We start from the raw sequence: 15,614 nt of genomic DNA, 5'->3' as shown, positions 1-15,614 counted from the left end.
GCGATGAAAAAGGTTTTCGGATCAGGGCATCGTGCCCGGCGCGAGCACCACGATCTCGACGCGCCGGTTGCGCGCCCGGCCCGCGGGCGTATCGTTCGAGGCGACCGGCTCGGTGTCGCCGCGTCCCTCGGCGGAAAAGCGCTGCGGCGTGCCGGTGCGCGCGGCGAGCAGCGCAGCGACCGTTTCGGCGCGCGCCTGCGACAGATGCCAGTTCGACGGAAAACGCGCCGACAGCATGCGCTGGTTATCCGTATGGCCGGCGACGATCACCCTGCCCTGCACCTTCGTGAGCGCATCGCCGATGCGCGCCATCAGGTCGGCCGTAGCCGGGTCCGGTTGCGCGCTGCCGGAGGCGAACAGGCCATCGCCGTTGATGAGCACCGTCGTGCGCCCCGGCAATGTACTCACGCGTACGAGCCCGCGCGCAATTTCCGGGGCAAGAAAGTGCGTAAGCTCCGGCGCGGCCGGGCTCGGCGGCAAACCCGGCAAGGCGTGCCGGGTGGCGGCCGGCTGCGGCGCGACGCGAATGGCGTGCAGCGCCTCGAAGACTGGATCGGAGACGGCGTTCAGACGCAGGCTCAAACCCAGATTGAGCGTCACGAGCGCCACGGCCGCGAGCGCGCCGCACACCCACACCGGCATCAGATGCGAAAGCGGCTTCTGCTCGCGCGCCTGCGGTTGCCAGCGCGGCGAGAGCGCGCGTTCGGGCTCGCCGCGTTCGCGACCGATCAGGTCCGCGAGCCGTTCGCGCACGCCTTCACGCTGGGCGCGGCCATCGCCTAGCAGGTGATAGCGTCCTTCGAATCCGAGACTCAGGAACACGTAAAGCTGTTCGAGAAGGTCCACATGCGCTTTGGGGTCGCGGGCGTAGCGCTGCAGCACCAGAAAGAAGCGCTCGCCGCCCGCCGTGTCGTTGTGAAAGATCACGAGCAGGCTGCGCGCGCCCCACACGCCCGCGCCCCACGGCGTGCTCGACACAGCTTCATCGACGAAGGTGCACAGGCAATAGTGCGCCGCGCCGAGCGTCTGTTCGTCATAGCCGCTCGCGCCCGCCTGCGTTTCGAAGGCCCGGACCATCTGAACGAGCTGCATGCGCAGTTCCTCGACGTCGGCATGCGCCGGCAGCGCGCGCAGCATGAGCGCTACTTCGATTAGCGGATTCGATGCACGCAGGAGCGGATTGAGCCCGCTCGCGTAGGCGGCGAGCGGCGGCGCGCCGCCCGTCACACCGCTCATGAACGCGGCCGATCGCGCCGCGCCGGGACGCGGCACCAGGATGGTCGGGCCGGAATCGGCGTCGGCATAGGCATCGGCGTCCGGACTGGCTGGCGCCGCCGCGAAGTCGTCATTGCTCACGATCAGGCATCCTTAAGATCACCGGGCGGCGGCATGCCGTGCCGGGCGCGTCATCAGTTGCGGATCGCCCACATCTGCATGGCGAGCCCCGGAAAATCGCCCGCGACGAAGAGCGCGAGCCCCGCCGATGCGGGCAACTGCTGCCACAGCTCGCTGCCGCCATCGAGCGCGAAATAGGTGTAGCCCGCATGAAACGGCAACTCGCGCGGCGCGACCGGCAGCGCCTGCAGGCCGATGCCCGGCAGATGCAGATTGACCAGGTCGCGAATACGCTCGATCGGCCCGATCTGCACCTGTGGCGCAAAGCCCGTGAGCAGCGCCTGAGCCGGCATGTGGGCGTGCACGGCCAGCACGAACGACGCGTTCGCGTAGAGCGTCTTGTCCGCGACATCCGCGACACGCACGCCGTACCGGCGCTCTTCGAGCGGAATCGGCACGGCGCGGGCGTCGTCGGCCATGCGCAGCGAAAAGCACAGGTCCTCGATCACGGGCGCGAAGCTCTCTTTCAACTGATCGTGGCGATACACCGGATAAGACGGCGGACGCCTGCCGGTTTTGGAAAACGTGGACAGTTCGCCCGCCAGTTGCAGGACCACGCGATACAGCGCGTCGGGGTGCGTCAGCGCTGTTTGCGCGAGATGTGCGAGGAGTGGCTCGGCGCGATTGATCGCCTGTAGGAAGAGCAGTTCGGCGACTTCGGCCGCGCCGGTTGTGCCGGGCTGCGCGAGGCGTCCCGCGAGCGACTCGCCTCGCTGGTGCAGCATGGCGACGAGATCGTCGACGAAGCCGGCCAGATGCGGCGCGACGTGGAAGTCGAGGCACGGCGGCGCGTATTCTTCGTCGATGAGCACGCGGTTATCCGCCAGACGCTCCATTACTTTCACGACACCGAGCGACGTGTATCCGTTCGCGACATCCGGCGCGAGCGCGAGCCGCACGCAAAGCCGCCCCACGCGCAGCAGCGCCGCGCCGCCGTCGATCGTGCTGCTGTCGCGCACTTCGAGGTCCGCGCCGCAATGCCGCGCGAAGCTGTCCGCGCGCGGCACGTTCTCGCATTCGGGCACGTCGGGGCGCGTGAGCGGCAGCGCGAGCACCACGAGCGTATCGCGGGCGCCATCGGGTATATCGAGCGGTTCGGGCAGGCTGTCGCTCGCGGGCATGTCGAAGGGCGTGCCGTCGGGCAGAACGCCGGACGCCGAGCGCAGCGCGAGCTTGCCGAGCGCGAGCAGCGGCTCGTCGATTTTGAGCGACGTGAAACCCCAGCCGAACGGCCGCAGCCCTGCGCAGCGCGCGGTGAGCTGCGCACGCTGATAACGGTCCTGCTGCTGCAGATGCTGGGGCTGCAGGAACATGCCTTCGGACCAGATCACCTTGTTGTTGAGCGACATATGCGGACTCATCCTTGCTGGTTGGGAGCGCGGGCGCCGCCGGACAGCGCGGCGATCTGCTGTTGATAGCCCTCGTTGAACGCCTGTTCGGCGAACGTTCCACCGCCCGCGGCCGCGTCGCGCCCGCTGCGCGCCTGCATCGCGACATACAGATCCCACAGACGCGCCTTGCGCCCCGGCAGCAGACTTCGCGAGCGCGCGCTGCCCGCCTGAGCCTCGATGCGCGCCGGATGAAAGCGGGCCTCCATGCCGTCCAGCGCGGCGCGCATGCCGGCCATCACGGCCAGTTCGTGCGCGGCGAGATCGGCGAATGCCTGGCGCACGGCTTCGTCGGGCGGCAGATACCCTGCTACGTGGCCGGAGAACATCTGCAACAACGCGCTGTCCACGTCGGGGAAGAACTTGAGCGGATTGTTGTCGCGCGTGGCGATTACGGTCCGGTCTAGGCGCGCCTCCTGCTTGATGCTGGTACGCGAACGCAACGCGGCCATCGCGCCCGCGAGCGATTCGCGCAGCATTTCGCCGGATAGGCGCGCGAGAGCGGCGGCGTCCAGCGTGAGCGGGTGACGCACGTCCAGGCCGAGACCTTCGAGCAAGGCGGCGAGTACGGGGTCGGTGTCCGGCGCGCGGGATGCGGGGGCACGTGGGGATGTTGGGGGTTTTGATGCGGGCGGCGACGGGTGTTCGGGCAGCCGGTTGATTTCGTTGACAGGACGGATTTCGCTGGATTCGTCACCTCCACCGATTCCGGCGATCCCCGCGATTTCGTCGCTTTCAGCGCTTCCGCCAACCCCACCCAAATCCTCCGGCAACCCACGCCGGGCGTCCGGTGTGCGCTTTGGCATCAGCACGTCGGCATCGCTTGGCGGCGCGGCGGGTTGTGCGCCGAGCGGATCGAACGAATCCGGCAGCGTGAGACGCGGCGCAGGTGCAACAGCAGGCAGACGTCGCACCCCGAACGACGCTGGCAACGCGTGCGATCCGGGCGACGCGTGATCGCTCACCGAGCCGATCGCACCTATCGCACCTATCGCACCGCTCCCGCCCATCGCGCCACTTGCACCACCCGCTCCCCCCACCGGACGCCTCAGCAGATCCACACCAAAAAGCCCCGCCGCGTCACGCGCGCCGTCATCCGCACCTTGCCCGTTCTGCGCATGCACGCCCCACGCGGCCTGTCCCCCGGATATCCCGCGCCGCACACCGGCATCTTCGTCGCGCGGAATCATCTCCGCCACCAGCGCATACGCGCCGATCCGTATGCGGTCGCCCGCCGACAGCCGCGCTTCACGCGTGCCGCCGAGCGCGCGGTCGTTGAGCAGGCTCGCGTTACCGCCCAGATCGCAGAACAGAAACGCATCGCCGCGCCACTCGATGCGCGCCTGCTCCCGCGAAATCAGCTTTCCGGGATCGGGCAGCACCAGCGTGCAATGGCTCGCCCGCCCGACCGTGCCGCCCTGCGCGCCGAACTCGACGGCGATCGGGGCCGCCATCGGCTGGCCGTTGGAAGTCAGGACACGCAGCGACAGGATCATCTGGCTCATTGTGGTTTCTCCCGGCGAGTGGCGGCGCGGGCGGCGTCAGGAACGCAGCCGCTTCGTGCCGTCGTCGGCGTCCTTGGGCGCAGTAGGCGCGGTGGGCGACGCGCCATCGCCCGATTGCGCCGAGCCGCCGGAATTGAGCAGGATCGGCGTGCCCGACACCGCGACGCTCGCCGGTCCGATCACCACGAACGCGCCGCCCGCCTTGAGCGTGATGCTCATGCCCGCCTCGATCACCACGTTCATGCCCGCCTTGATATGCACGTTCATGCCCGCGTCGATGGCGTGATCGGTGCCGACCTTCTGCTGCATTTTCTGCCCGACTTTCAGCGACACCGTGCCGTCCACCTGCGCGTTGCTGTCGCCGCTCACGGCGTCGTTGCGCGCGCCCGTCACCGCGACGAACTCGCCGCCCTTCACCTTCAAGTGCCGGTCGCCGCCAATGTTGGCGAGCGCGTCGTGCTTGATCCACGTTTCCTCGTCGTTTTCGGCGTGGAAGAAGACCTGCTCGGCGCCTTTCGTATCGTCGAAACGCAGTTCGTTGTAGCCGTCGCCGCCGCGCGTGGAATTGCTTCGCAGCGTGGAAATGGCGGCGTTCGCGGGCAGCGTAAACGGCGGCATGGTGTTGGCGTTGTAGAGACAACCCGTGACGAGCGGCCGGTCCGGGTCGCCCTCGATGCACTCCACCAGCACCTCCTGGCCCACGCGCGGCAGGAAAAAACTGCCCCAACGCTTGCCCGCCCAGCCCTGCGACACGCGCACCCAGCAGCGACGGGTGCGCGCGGCGGCGTCGGCGGGCGGGTCGAACTGCTCCCAGTGGAACTGGACCTTCACACGGCCGTATTTGTCGGTGAGGATTTCCTCGCCATCCGGGCCGACCACGACCGCCGTTTGCGGACCCGCGACGACCGCGCGCGGCGTACTGCGCTCGCTGCGAAAGCAATAGTCCTTGCGCAGCGCCGTGAACCCGCAATCGAAGAACGGCCGCGCGGCCGCTGCCGCCGACGTTGAAATGTTCTCGTCGGAATGGATTTCGTAGGTCGTGCCCGTCACGAGATACTCGCGGTTGAACGCGTCGCGCGGATGCCCGCGTAGCCTGAAAAAACCGCCCGGCAGGATGCCCCGCACGCTCGATCGTCCCTCGATGCTGTCGTTGCGCGCCTGAGCGATCTCTATGCCGATGCGCGCAAAGCGCTCGCCGTCGCCCCGCTGCACGTGCCCCGCAAGATGCTCCTGCTGCGCGTAGACGGGCGGATCGTGCGCGGTGTGGCGCGTCGCGCGCGACACCAGCCCTTGCTGCGCGCTCGCCGTGGGCTTTTCGAAGTCGTAGTCGTTGACTTCGTAAGTGCCGGTCTGCAACTGGCCGCCGCAGGACCATTCGTAGATGCACTGTTTCTCTTCGCCCGATGCGTGCCACGGATCGTAGGGAATCGTCTCGTAGTGGGCGAGCGGCGCGTGTGCGTCGGCGGAGTCGGCCAGCACGAGCGTGTGCCGGCCATCGGCGTGCTCGAAGAAATAGAAGATGCCTTCGCGTTCGAGCAGCCGGCTCACGAAGTCGAAATCGCTTTCGCGGTATTGCGCACAGTGTTCGAGCGCGGGATACGACGCCGTGCAGCGGTTGACGAAATCGATCTGATAGTCCTGCAACAGCCTGGTGACAATCTGCGGCACGCTTTCGGCATGAAAAAAGCGGCTGTGCGATGCGCGCGTGAGCAACCACAGACGCGGATGCACGCTCGCCTCATAACGCGCGAGCCGGTTTTTTGTGCGATCGCCCGCGTCGGCGAGCCGCCACGCGGTGACGATGCCGTTCATCTGCCGCTCGCCGCCGCCGGGCAGATCCACGGCGACGGACAGATCGCGCCCGAGCACGTCGGCGGCGGCGATGTCGGCGCGTGTGCTGAAGAGTTCGAGCCGGTATTCGCTCAGGCGGCCGAGCGCCTCGCGCCCGGACAGGCTCGCGAGGCTGACCGGCTTGCCCGCGCAGCGCACTGCGACATGGCGATGTGCATCGATGGTCGTCATAGCGCGCTCACGGAATCATGGTCTGCACGGTCGCCGGAACTAGCACCGACACCACGCCGCCCCAGTTGCACATGCACTTCGACACGTTGTCGAGCGATGGCATGCTGTCGAGCAGCACGGTCGGCGCGCCGGGCACCCATGGCGTCATGGTCGCCGGGATGCAGGGCATCGGCGTGAGGACGCCCATCGCCGCGGCCGTCGCCGACGCCACTACCGGATTGGCTGGCGACGTGCACATGCCGAAGGGCAGGATATTGACCATCGGCTGATGGTCGCCAATGTTCGCCGCGGGTGGCCCTTCGGCCATCACGAGGTGAACGGGCAGCACGACGAGGCTGGAGGGCGCGAGCCCGAACGAGCATTGCAGCGTCGCGCCCATGGTGACTTGCTGGGGCATCGTAATGTCTCCGGTTGGCTGACGCGAAACGGCAAATCATGACGGGCTCAGTCGAACGCATAGCTGAACTCGCCGTCCTCAACGCCGATCGCCACACGCGTGAGCGTGCGCTTGTCGATCATGCGCGTGAGGAACTCGGCGCTGATGCGCGGCAACAGCGTGTTGGTGACGATCGAGTCGATCATGCGTCCGCCACTTTCCAGCTCGGTGCAGCGGCTCGTGATGAGTTGCACCACTTCGTCGCTGAAGACCACCGGCACGCCGTGGGCGTCGCGCACGCGCTTTTCGATACGGCCGAGCTGCAGCCGGATGATCGCGCCGAGCATGGCGTCGGAGAGCGGAAAATACGGCACCACGACGAGCCGCCCGAGCAGCGCGGCGGGGAACACGTCGAGCAGCGGTTCGCGCAGCGCGCGCGCCATGGCATCCGCATCGGGCACGTGCTGCGGGTCTTTGCACAGATGCGAGATCGCCTCGCTGCCGACATTGGTGGTGAGCAGGATTAGCGTGTTTCGAAAGTCGATCACGCGGCCTTCGCCATCTTCCATCCAGCCCTTGTCGAACACCTGGAAGAAAATCTCGTGCACGTCGGGGTGCGCCTTCTCCACTTCGTCGAGCAGCACGACGCTGTACGGACGACGCCGCACCGCCTCGGTCAGCACGCCGCCCTCGCCGTAGCCGACATAGCCCGGCGGCGCGCCCTTGAGCGACGAGACGGTGTGCGCCTCCTGATACTCGCTCATGTTGATGGTGATGACGTTCTGCTCGCCGCCATAGAGCGCTTCGGCGAGCGCGAGCGCGGTTTCCGTCTTGCCGACGCCCGAGGTGCCCGTGAGCATGAACACGCCGACCGGCTTGCCCGGATTGTCGAGGCCCGCGCGCGCGGTTTGGATGCGCCGCGCGATGGTCTGCATCGCGTGATCCTGACCGATGATGCGTGCGCCGAGCGTGTCCGCGAGCTGCAGCACGCTGGCGATTTCATCGCGCACCATGCGCCCCACGGGAATGCCGGTCCAGTCCTGCACGACCGCGGCCACCGCCTGACGGTCCACGCCGGGCAGGATCAGCGGGTCTTCGCCTTGCGCCTCGTCCAGTTGCGTAAGCCGCGCGCGCAGTTCGTCACGCAGTTCGTCACGCAGTTCGGCGCGCGCGGCGTCGCCGGTATCCGGTTCGTCGCACAGACGCGCGCGCAGCGCGAGGATCGATTCCACCAGCGATTTCTCGCTCGCCCAGCGCGCTTCGAGTTGCGCGAGCCGGGCGCGCTCTTCATCGACGCATGCGCGTGAGCGGGCCTCGCGCGCAGTTGCATCGATACCCTGCGCCATCTCGCGCGCGATGATCGCCAGCTCCGTTTCGTGCGCGGCGATCCGCTTGCGGGCGTCATCGACCCGCGCGGGCGTGGCGTGCTGGCTGACCGCGACGCGCGCGCAGGCGGTGTCGAGCAGACTCACGGACTTGTCCGGCAACTGGCGCGCCGGAATGTAGCGATGCGACAGCCGTACGGCAGCCTCGATCGCCTCGTCGAGCACCTGCACGCCATGATGCTGCTCCAGCGTCGCGGCCACGCCGCGCATCATCGCGACGGCGCGCGCCTCGTCCGGTTCGCGCACCTGCACGACCTGAAAGCGCCGCATGAGGGCGGGATCTCTCTCGATGTGCTTCTTGTATTCGGCCCAGGTGGTCGCTGCCACGGTGCGCAGCGTGCCGCGCGCGAGCGCGGGCTTGAGCAGGTTGGCGGCGTCGCCGGTGCCGGCCGGCCCGCCCGCGCCGACCAGCGTATGCGCCTCATCGATGAAGAGCACTATCGGCTTCTCCGAGCCCTGCACTTCCTCGATCACCTGCCGCAACCGGCTCTCGAATTCGCCTTTCACGCCCGCGCCGGCCTGCAATAGTCCGACATCGAGCGTGCGCAGCGTGACGTTCGCGAGCGCGGGCGGCACGTCGCCCGCCACGATGCGCTGCGCGAGTCCTTCCACCACCGCCGTCTTGCCGACGCCCGCCTCGCCCGCGAGCAACGGATTGTTCTGGCGGCGGCGCATCAGGATGTCGATGACCTGACGAATCTCCTCGTCGCGTCCGACGATAGGATCGAGCTTGCCGTCGCGCGCCTGCTCGGTGAGATCCACGGTAAAGCGCCGCAGCGCCTCGTTCTGGCCGAGCGCGGCGGGTGGCATGGCGTCGGCGTCGTGACCCGAGGACGGCGACGCGGCATGGATCGCGCTCGCAGCCGTTTCCGGCGATGCGGCAAGCAGCGTGGCGAAGCGCTCCACGAGTTCGTCGGGTCGCACGCGTTCAAACTGTCGCGAAACGCCGCGCAGGCTATTGCGTAGCGAAGGCGTCTTCAGCGCGCCGACGATCAGATGGCCGCTGCGCACGCGCGCCTCGCCGAACAAGAGCGACCCGTAGACCCAGGCGCGCTCGACCGCCTCTTCCATTTGCGGCGCGATGTCGATGACCGAGGACCCGCCGCGCGGCAGCGCATCAAGCGCGTCGGTGAGGTCGCGCGCGAGGGCGGCCGGTTCAATGTCGAAGTGCGCGACGATACGATGCAGATCCGAGTCCTGCAGTTTCAGGATCTGGTGCATCCAGTGCACGATTTCGATATACGGATTGCCGCGCAGCTTGCAAAAGAGCGACGCGCTTTCCATCGCGCGATAGCTGAGCGGGTTGAGCTTGCCGAACAATGCGGCACGGCTGATCTCGGCCATGAGCTTGCCTCCTTGGTTAGCCATCCTATGCTTAAGGTTTGCATTGCCTTGCGATGACGGGTGCGGGCGCGAATACCAGATCGTCCGCATCGCGGCGGGCCGGGCCGCCGGCGATCCATGTCGTGTGACCGAGCCTCGCCTGCTGCCCGAGCGCGAGGCGCGGCACTTCCGCGCGCCTGAGCACGAGCCGCACGTCCCAGTCGAGCGGGTCGCGCAGGTAGCCGCGCACCCATTCGATCAGCCGCGCAAGGCTCGCGCCGCACGGCAGAAAGCGCAGATAATCGGTCAGGCAGACCGGCCCGATAACGATTCGAAACTTGTTTTGCCGGTCCCACACGCGCGCGCCGAGCATGGTCGAGGAGCCGAGTACGCTCGCGCCGTCGGGCGCGCCGAGATGCGTGTGCGCTTCGTCGGGCAAGGTCATCCAGTGCCCGACGCCCTCCTCGATGCGCACCGGCAAGCCGAAGAAGCGCGCGAGCACCTGCTGCAGGCCGACGGCGGGACGCGTCGGCAGCGCGAGCAGGCCGGCGAAGTGCAGCCGCGCGAAATCGGGCACGGCGGCTTCGTGTCTGCGATCAGTCTCACTGTCAACGTCACGATCATGCTCAAGCGTTTTCCCGCGCGGCACGAGCCCGAAGGTGCTGCCGACATACACGGAAAAGCGGTCGCCGCCCGCGCGATCCAACGACACGGCGGGCTGCGCCTGTGCCCACGCGCGATAAAACAGCGCCACCATGCGATGATGAAACACATCGAGAAAACGCGCGAAGGTGGCGTCGCCCGCGTAACGTGCCCGCTCGCGCGCATATTCGGTGAGATGGATCGGCAGCGGCCCGTTCGGCCCGAGCAGTCCCATGAAATTGACCACCAGTCGGCCGCCGCCAGGGAGTTTGGAAATCGGCCGGAAGCCGGCGAGCGTGGTCGGCGCGAAACAGAGTTCGGGCTCTTGGGAAAAGCGCACGAAGTCGTCGCGCGGGCGCGGCGATTCGCCCACCCGTGGACAGGACGCATGTGCGCATTCGAGCAAACGCACGGCCTGAAAGAAGTCGTAGCGCGGCGCGGCGGCGGCGAGCGTCTGGCTGGCCTCTAGAGTGTCGGGCATGCGCCTCTCCTCGCGGGCCACCGCATGAGTTCGCCGCGAGCCGCCGTCTTCACGACGGTCTCGGCGAACGAATTGAGCGTCACGTACTGCCTGAAAAAGCGCGCGAGCACCGCGCCGAGCAGGAATGCGCCGGATGCGCCGCCGCTTTCGTCGAACAGCAGCGAGACTTCGAGGCCGCGCCCGAACGCGATCGCACCCGCGTCGGGCAGCCGCCGCGTGACCGCGCGCGATTGCACGGCGCGCAACGCGTCGATCTGCCGTCGCGCCGCCGCGTGTTGCGCCGGGCAATAGAGTGTGAGCAGGTCGCGCAGCGCGCGCGCGCTGTCCGGCGCATCCGGATCAACGAGCGATGCATAGTTGAGCGCCAGATGCCCGAGCAGCCGCCATGCCACCGCGCCGTCCGCGAGCGACGGCTGCGGCTCGCTTGGCCCTTCGAGGCAGCGAACCCGCTCGACAGGCGCTTCGGCGTCGAGCGTGAAATCGGTCGAGCCGCGGCCATTGGCGAGCATCATCGGCAGATCGCGGTTGGTGCAACGAACCGTGAAGCCCAGCTGGCGCAAATCGGCGTGATACGGTGCGTTGCGTGTATCGACGAGCGCGATGAAGGTTTCGCTGCCGAGATAGCTGCTGCGCGCACCCCGCTCGCGCTGCCGCGCCGACGGCAGGCGCTTTTCGCGGCGCACCTGATACCACGCGCCGCCTGCCTGCCCTTGCTCGCGCCCTTTTGCGTCACCGAGATCGCGGGCGCGATAGAACGGCTCGAAGTGCTGTTCGGCCTGCGCGTCCGAACGGTAGCCGGTCACACTCAGCACCTGATGCACCTCGAAATCCAGCGGACGCGCACGGTCGGGCAGTACGTGATATTCGAACTGCTCGCCCGACACCGCGATGCGGTCGGCACGCCGCTCAAAAAGATTGACGACTGGCGTGCAGTGCAGCGCGAAGTGGGACGCATCGACGACGCGTTCAAGCGTATCGTCCGCGCCACACAGCAGCACAACGATGTCGAGTTCCTTCGCCGCATGCCGCAAGGCGGACCTGAGTCCTTCGATCGCGAAAAACAGGAAGCGCTGCGGCAACGCGAAGTATTCCTGCAGCAGCCGGTAACCCGGAAACGACTGCGCGCTCACCGGCAGCAATGCCTCGTCTTCCTCGAAACCCACGGTGGCGAGCGCCGACGCGGGCAGCACCACGCGCGATCCCGGCTCGCCGGGACGTTCGATCGCCACGCCTGCGACACTGCCGAACAAACGCTCATGGATACGCTCGGGTAGATCGTCCGCGCCGCGCAAGTACACCACGAGCCGGTCGAGCGCGATCTGCGCGAACGTGAGCCCGGCGGTGGCGCGCAGCTTGAGCCGCAGTCCGCCGGTCACTTCGCGCGCGCGGGCAAGTCCCGGCGGCGCGCCCGCGGTTGCCACGCGCGCGCCGCTCAGCGTGAAAAAGCGCGCTTCCACAATCTCGACAGGCGCGAGCGTGAGCGCATGCGCGGTGCGATATTCACAACGCGTGGAGGCGGCCTTGTCGAGCACGGCGTAAAGCGGGGCCCCGCGCGGGATAGTCACGCCCGGCGCGAGCGCCGGATTGGCGAGATCGGGCTGAATCTGAACCACCGCCATGGACGGCGTGGGTGCCAGATAGTGCGGATAGACCAGCTCCGCGAGATGCTGCGTGAACTGCGGAAACTCGGCATCGAGCTTCACCTGCACGCGCGCGGCGAGAAAGCTGAAGCCTTCGAGCAGCCGTTCGACATACGGGTCCGCGCACTCCAGACCATCCAGTCCGAGCCGCGCCGCGACCTTCGGAAAATCGCGCGCGAACTCCGCGCCCATTTCGCGCACGTGCTGGAGTTCCTGGCTGTAGTGTCTGAGCAGTTCGGGTGTCATGACTTGTAGCGGGCAAGGTCTTCGGAAACACGCACATCGCCGGATTCGAGATCCAGCTCCGTGCGCAGATACAGCCGCTCGGGAAACGGCTCGCCCCACAGATCGCCCTCCAGCAGGAACGAAAGCGTGTTGTGCTGCGCGGGCTGCGCGCGTCCGAGCCCGGTGACACGCAGCGTTTCGGCGACGATGCGCGGCTCGAACGCCTGCACGAGCCGGCGGATCGACTCTTCGAGCGCGGCCGTGTCGATACCGTCGGCGGTCTTGCCTGCAATATCCGGAAAGCCGAAATTCAGTACCGAATCCATGACGAGCGGATAGCGCGACGCATCCTGCGCCGAGCACAGCGCGCTCGCGTTGAAAAGCCAGCCGAGATCGCGCTGCACCGAAACGCGCAATGCGCGCATCGACAACAGGCGGCGTTCGCGCGGCTCGTGCTTCGCGCCGGGCTCGAGGTCGGTCAGCCGATCGAGCAGCGACGGCAGCAGCCGGTCCTTTCTGGCGACGTCATTCATGGCGCGAGTTCCATCGAACATGATCCGCTGCGCTCGCGCGAACGCGCCTCGACCACGGCACGCCCGCGCATGCGCAGGCTTATCAGCTTTCCGCGTTGGCCGGAATGTTCCAGGTGGCCTTGACCGGGCCGCCTTCCTTCGCGCCCTTCGCGTTTTGCGGTTGGTACATCACCTGGAACTTCGCGAAGTTCAGCGTGACGTTTTCGGTGAAGCGTTCTTCGCCGCCCGACCCGCCCGTGGAAAACGAGCTGATGATCACGTCTTCGAGCGTGATCGTGTAGTACTCCAGCGCATCGCCGCCGGCCTTGCGCACCGTCAGGGTGGCCTTGTCCATATGCTCGCCCTTGGTACAGAACTGCATGATGGTCGGGCTCGCCTTGTCCGAGTACTTCGTGAACGACAGATCCTGCACAGTAACCTTTCCGGTGCCGCCGCCCGTGGCCATATGCATGGTTCCGGTCTGATGCAGGCCCCAGTTCCACGCGAGGATGTCGATCTCGCCTTTGTGCTTCGTGTCCTGTGCTTCGCCCGAAATGGTTCCGAGCTTCATGAACATGTCCATTGCCATGACTTTCTCCGATAGATGACTACATTTGCTTCACTGGGACCGCCGTCAGGCCGCATTGCCTGACGGAAGCTTTGACACCAGCCGAAGCGACACCGTGAGTCCTTCGAGCTGATAGTGCGGGCGCAGATAAAACTTCGACGCGTAATAGCCGGGATTGCCCTCGATCTCCTCCACCACCACCTTCGCCGCGGCGAGCGGCTGGCGCGCCTTCACTTCCTCGGGCGAGTGCAGCGGGTCGCCGTCCACGTACTGGAGAATCCAGTTGTGGAGCCAGCGTTCCATGGCCTCCTTGCTCTTGAACGAGCCGATCTTGTCGCGCACGATGCACTTCAGGTAGTGCGCGAAGCGGCTGCACGCGAACAGATACGGCAGACGCGCGGCAAGATTCGCGTTGGCGGTGGCTTCGGGGTCTTCGTAGACGGCGGGCTTGTGCAGCGACTGCGCGCCGATGAACGCCGCGAGGTCCGAGTTCTTCTTGTGCACAAGCGGCATAAAGCCGTTTTTCGCAAGCTCGGCCTCGCGCCGGTCGCTGATGGCGATTTCCGTCGGGCATTTCATGTCGATGCCGCCGTCATCCGTGGGAAACGCATGCACCGGCAAGTCCGGCACGGCGCCGCCCGACTCGATGCCGCGAATCCGCGACAACCAGCCGAACTCCTTGAACGAACGGTTGATGTTCACCGCCATGGCATAGGCGGCGTTGGCCCAGGTGTACTTGCTGCTGTCGGCTCCGGCCGTGTCTTCCTCGAAATCGAAGCCTTCCACGGGATTGGACTTTACGCCGTAGGGCGCACGCGCGAGAAAGCGCGGCATCGCGAGACCGACATAGCGGGCGTCGTCCGACTCGCGCAACGAACGCCACGCTGCATGCTCCGGCGTCTGGAAGATGTTGGTCAGGTCCGCTGGGTTGGACAGCTCTTGCCACGATTCCATCAGCATGACGGCCGGGTCCGCGCTCGCGATGAAAGGCGAATGCGCGGCCGCCGCGATCTTGCTGATCTGCGTGAGCAGATCGACATCGGGACCGCTGTTGTCGAAGTAGTAATCGGCCATCAGTGCGCCGTAAGGCTCGCCGCCGAACTGACCGTATTCCTCTTCGTAGAGCTTCTTGAAAATCGGGCTCTGGTCCCAGATGGCGCCCTTGTACTTGCGCAGCGACTTGTGCAGCTCCGCCTTCGAGATGTTCATCACGCGGATTTTGAGCAACTCGTCGGACTCGGTGTTGTTGACGAGATAGTGCAGGCCGCGCCATGCGCTCTCCACCGCCTGGAACTGCTCCGAGTGGATGATCTCGTTGACCTGATCCGTAAGCATCCTGTCGATGCCCGCGATGAGTTTCTCGACCGTGCCGAGCACGTCGCCCGAGATCACGTTGCTGTCGCGCAGCGCCTGCTCGGCGAGCGTGCGCACTGCGGTTTCGACGGCTTCCTTCGCCTTGTCGCCGCGTGGTCTGAATTCCTTTTGCAGGAGTGCTTCGAAGTCGTTTGCCGCGAGCATGCTGCCCACGGACGCGTCCGCCTGCTCCGCGACCTGCTCTGCGATGTGCTCTGCCATGTTGATTTCTCCTGGTTCTGCCGTATGCGCTTACGCGCCGTCTGCCTGGGGCCTGGCGCCGTCCTGCGCGCCGTCCTGCGGCTTGGGCGCGCTGGCGAGCGCCTGCAGCAGCGCGGGGTCTTTCAGAAGACGCGCGATCAGTTCCTCCGCGCCCACCTTGCCGTCCATATACGTGAGCAGGTTCTTAAGCTGCCCGCGCGCTTCCAGCAGCTTCGCGAGCGGTTCGACCTTGCGCGCGACGGCATCGGGCAGAAAGTCGTCCAGGCTCTCGAAGGTGATGTCGATCGGCAGATTGCCCTGGCCGGTCAGCCGGTTCGGCACCTGCGCGGCGGCGCGCGGCTTCATCGACTTCAGACGCTCGTCGAAATTGCCGTTGTCGATTTCGAGAAACTTGCGGTCGGCGACGGGCGGCAGCGGCGCGGTTGCCTGACCGCTCAGGTCGGTCATCACGCCCATGACGAAGGGCAGGTTGACCTTCTTCTCCGAACCGTTGGTCTCGACGTCGTACTCGATCTGCACGCGCGGTGCGCGATTCTTTCTGAAGAACTTCTGGCTGCTGGGTTTGTTCACGGTGACT

The 15,614-nt window shown here is 66.7% G+C and carries 12 protein-coding genes; all 12 read right to left on the bottom strand.

What is annotated here, in order from left to right; genetic code table 11:
- Positions 1 to 21: 21 nt before the first annotated feature.
- Positions 22 to 1,356: a type VI secretion system protein TssL, long form gene (tssL, locus tag BTHE68_RS28740; protein WP_232078126.1), complete on the bottom strand. Its 1,335-nt coding sequence runs from the start codon at positions 1,354 to 1,356 to the stop codon at positions 22 to 24.
- A 53-nt stretch (positions 1,357 to 1,409) separates the two neighbouring features.
- Entirely contained in the window at positions 1,410 to 2,744 is a 1,335-nt protein-coding gene (gene tssK / locus BTHE68_RS28735) for a type VI secretion system baseplate subunit TssK (RefSeq protein WP_162069686.1), read from the bottom strand.
- Positions 2,745 to 2,752: 8 nt separating this feature from the next.
- Positions 2,753 to 4,288 carry a type VI secretion system-associated FHA domain protein TagH gene (tagH, locus tag BTHE68_RS28730; protein ID WP_162069685.1) on the bottom strand — a complete coding sequence of 512 codons (1,536 nt, stop codon included), beginning with the start codon at positions 4,286 to 4,288 and terminating at the stop codon, positions 2,753 to 2,755.
- Positions 4,289 to 4,324: 36 nt separating this feature from the next.
- Complete coding sequence (locus BTHE68_RS28725; protein ID WP_162069684.1) at positions 4,325 to 6,310, bottom strand: type VI secretion system Vgr family protein; 1,986 nt, start codon at positions 6,308 to 6,310, stop codon at positions 4,325 to 4,327.
- A gap of 7 nt (positions 6,311 to 6,317) precedes the next feature.
- Positions 6,318 to 6,707, bottom strand: a complete 390-nt coding sequence (locus BTHE68_RS28720; protein ID WP_162069683.1) for a DUF4280 domain-containing protein — start codon at positions 6,705 to 6,707, stop codon at positions 6,318 to 6,320.
- Positions 6,708 to 6,754: 47 nt separating this feature from the next.
- Positions 6,755 to 9,415 carry a type VI secretion system ATPase TssH gene (gene tssH, locus BTHE68_RS28715; RefSeq protein ID WP_162069682.1) on the bottom strand — a complete coding sequence of 887 codons (2,661 nt, stop codon included), beginning with the start codon at positions 9,413 to 9,415 and terminating at the stop codon, positions 6,755 to 6,757.
- Between the two features lie 31 nt (positions 9,416 to 9,446).
- Positions 9,447 to 10,517, bottom strand: coding sequence for a type VI secretion system baseplate subunit TssG (gene tssG / locus BTHE68_RS28710; RefSeq protein ID WP_162069681.1), 1,071 nt, complete (start codon positions 10,515 to 10,517; stop codon positions 9,447 to 9,449).
- The gene (tssF, locus tag BTHE68_RS28705) at positions 10,502 to 12,403 is read right to left on the bottom strand and encodes a type VI secretion system baseplate subunit TssF (RefSeq protein WP_162069680.1); all 1,902 of its coding nucleotides are present in this window, start codon (positions 12,401 to 12,403) and stop codon (positions 10,502 to 10,504) included. The genes tssG and tssF overlap by 16 nt, the downstream gene beginning before the upstream one ends.
- Entirely contained in the window at positions 12,400 to 12,915 is a 516-nt protein-coding gene (tssE, locus tag BTHE68_RS28700; RefSeq protein WP_162069679.1) for a type VI secretion system baseplate subunit TssE, read from the bottom strand. The genes tssF and tssE overlap by 4 nt, the downstream gene beginning before the upstream one ends.
- 82 nt (positions 12,916 to 12,997) lie before the next feature.
- A complete protein-coding gene (locus BTHE68_RS28695; RefSeq protein WP_162069678.1) occupies positions 12,998 to 13,483 on the bottom strand; it encodes an Hcp family type VI secretion system effector in 486 nt (161 codons plus the stop codon).
- Positions 13,484 to 13,528: 45 nt separating this feature from the next.
- A complete protein-coding gene (gene tssC / locus BTHE68_RS28690; RefSeq protein ID WP_232078158.1) occupies positions 13,529 to 14,980 on the bottom strand; it encodes a type VI secretion system contractile sheath large subunit in 1,452 nt (483 codons plus the stop codon).
- An 87-nt stretch (positions 14,981 to 15,067) separates the two neighbouring features.
- Positions 15,068 to 15,607, bottom strand: a complete 540-nt coding sequence (gene tssB / locus BTHE68_RS28685) for a type VI secretion system contractile sheath small subunit (RefSeq protein ID WP_162069676.1) — start codon at positions 15,605 to 15,607, stop codon at positions 15,068 to 15,070.
- Positions 15,608 to 15,614: the final 7 nt, after the last annotated feature.

Source organism: Burkholderia sp. THE68, from assembly GCF_009938265.1.
Lineage (GTDB): Bacteria > Pseudomonadota > Gammaproteobacteria > Burkholderiales > Burkholderiaceae > Caballeronia.
Note: the sequence above shows the minus strand (reverse complement) of the source record. Positions and strands in the feature narration are given on the sequence as shown.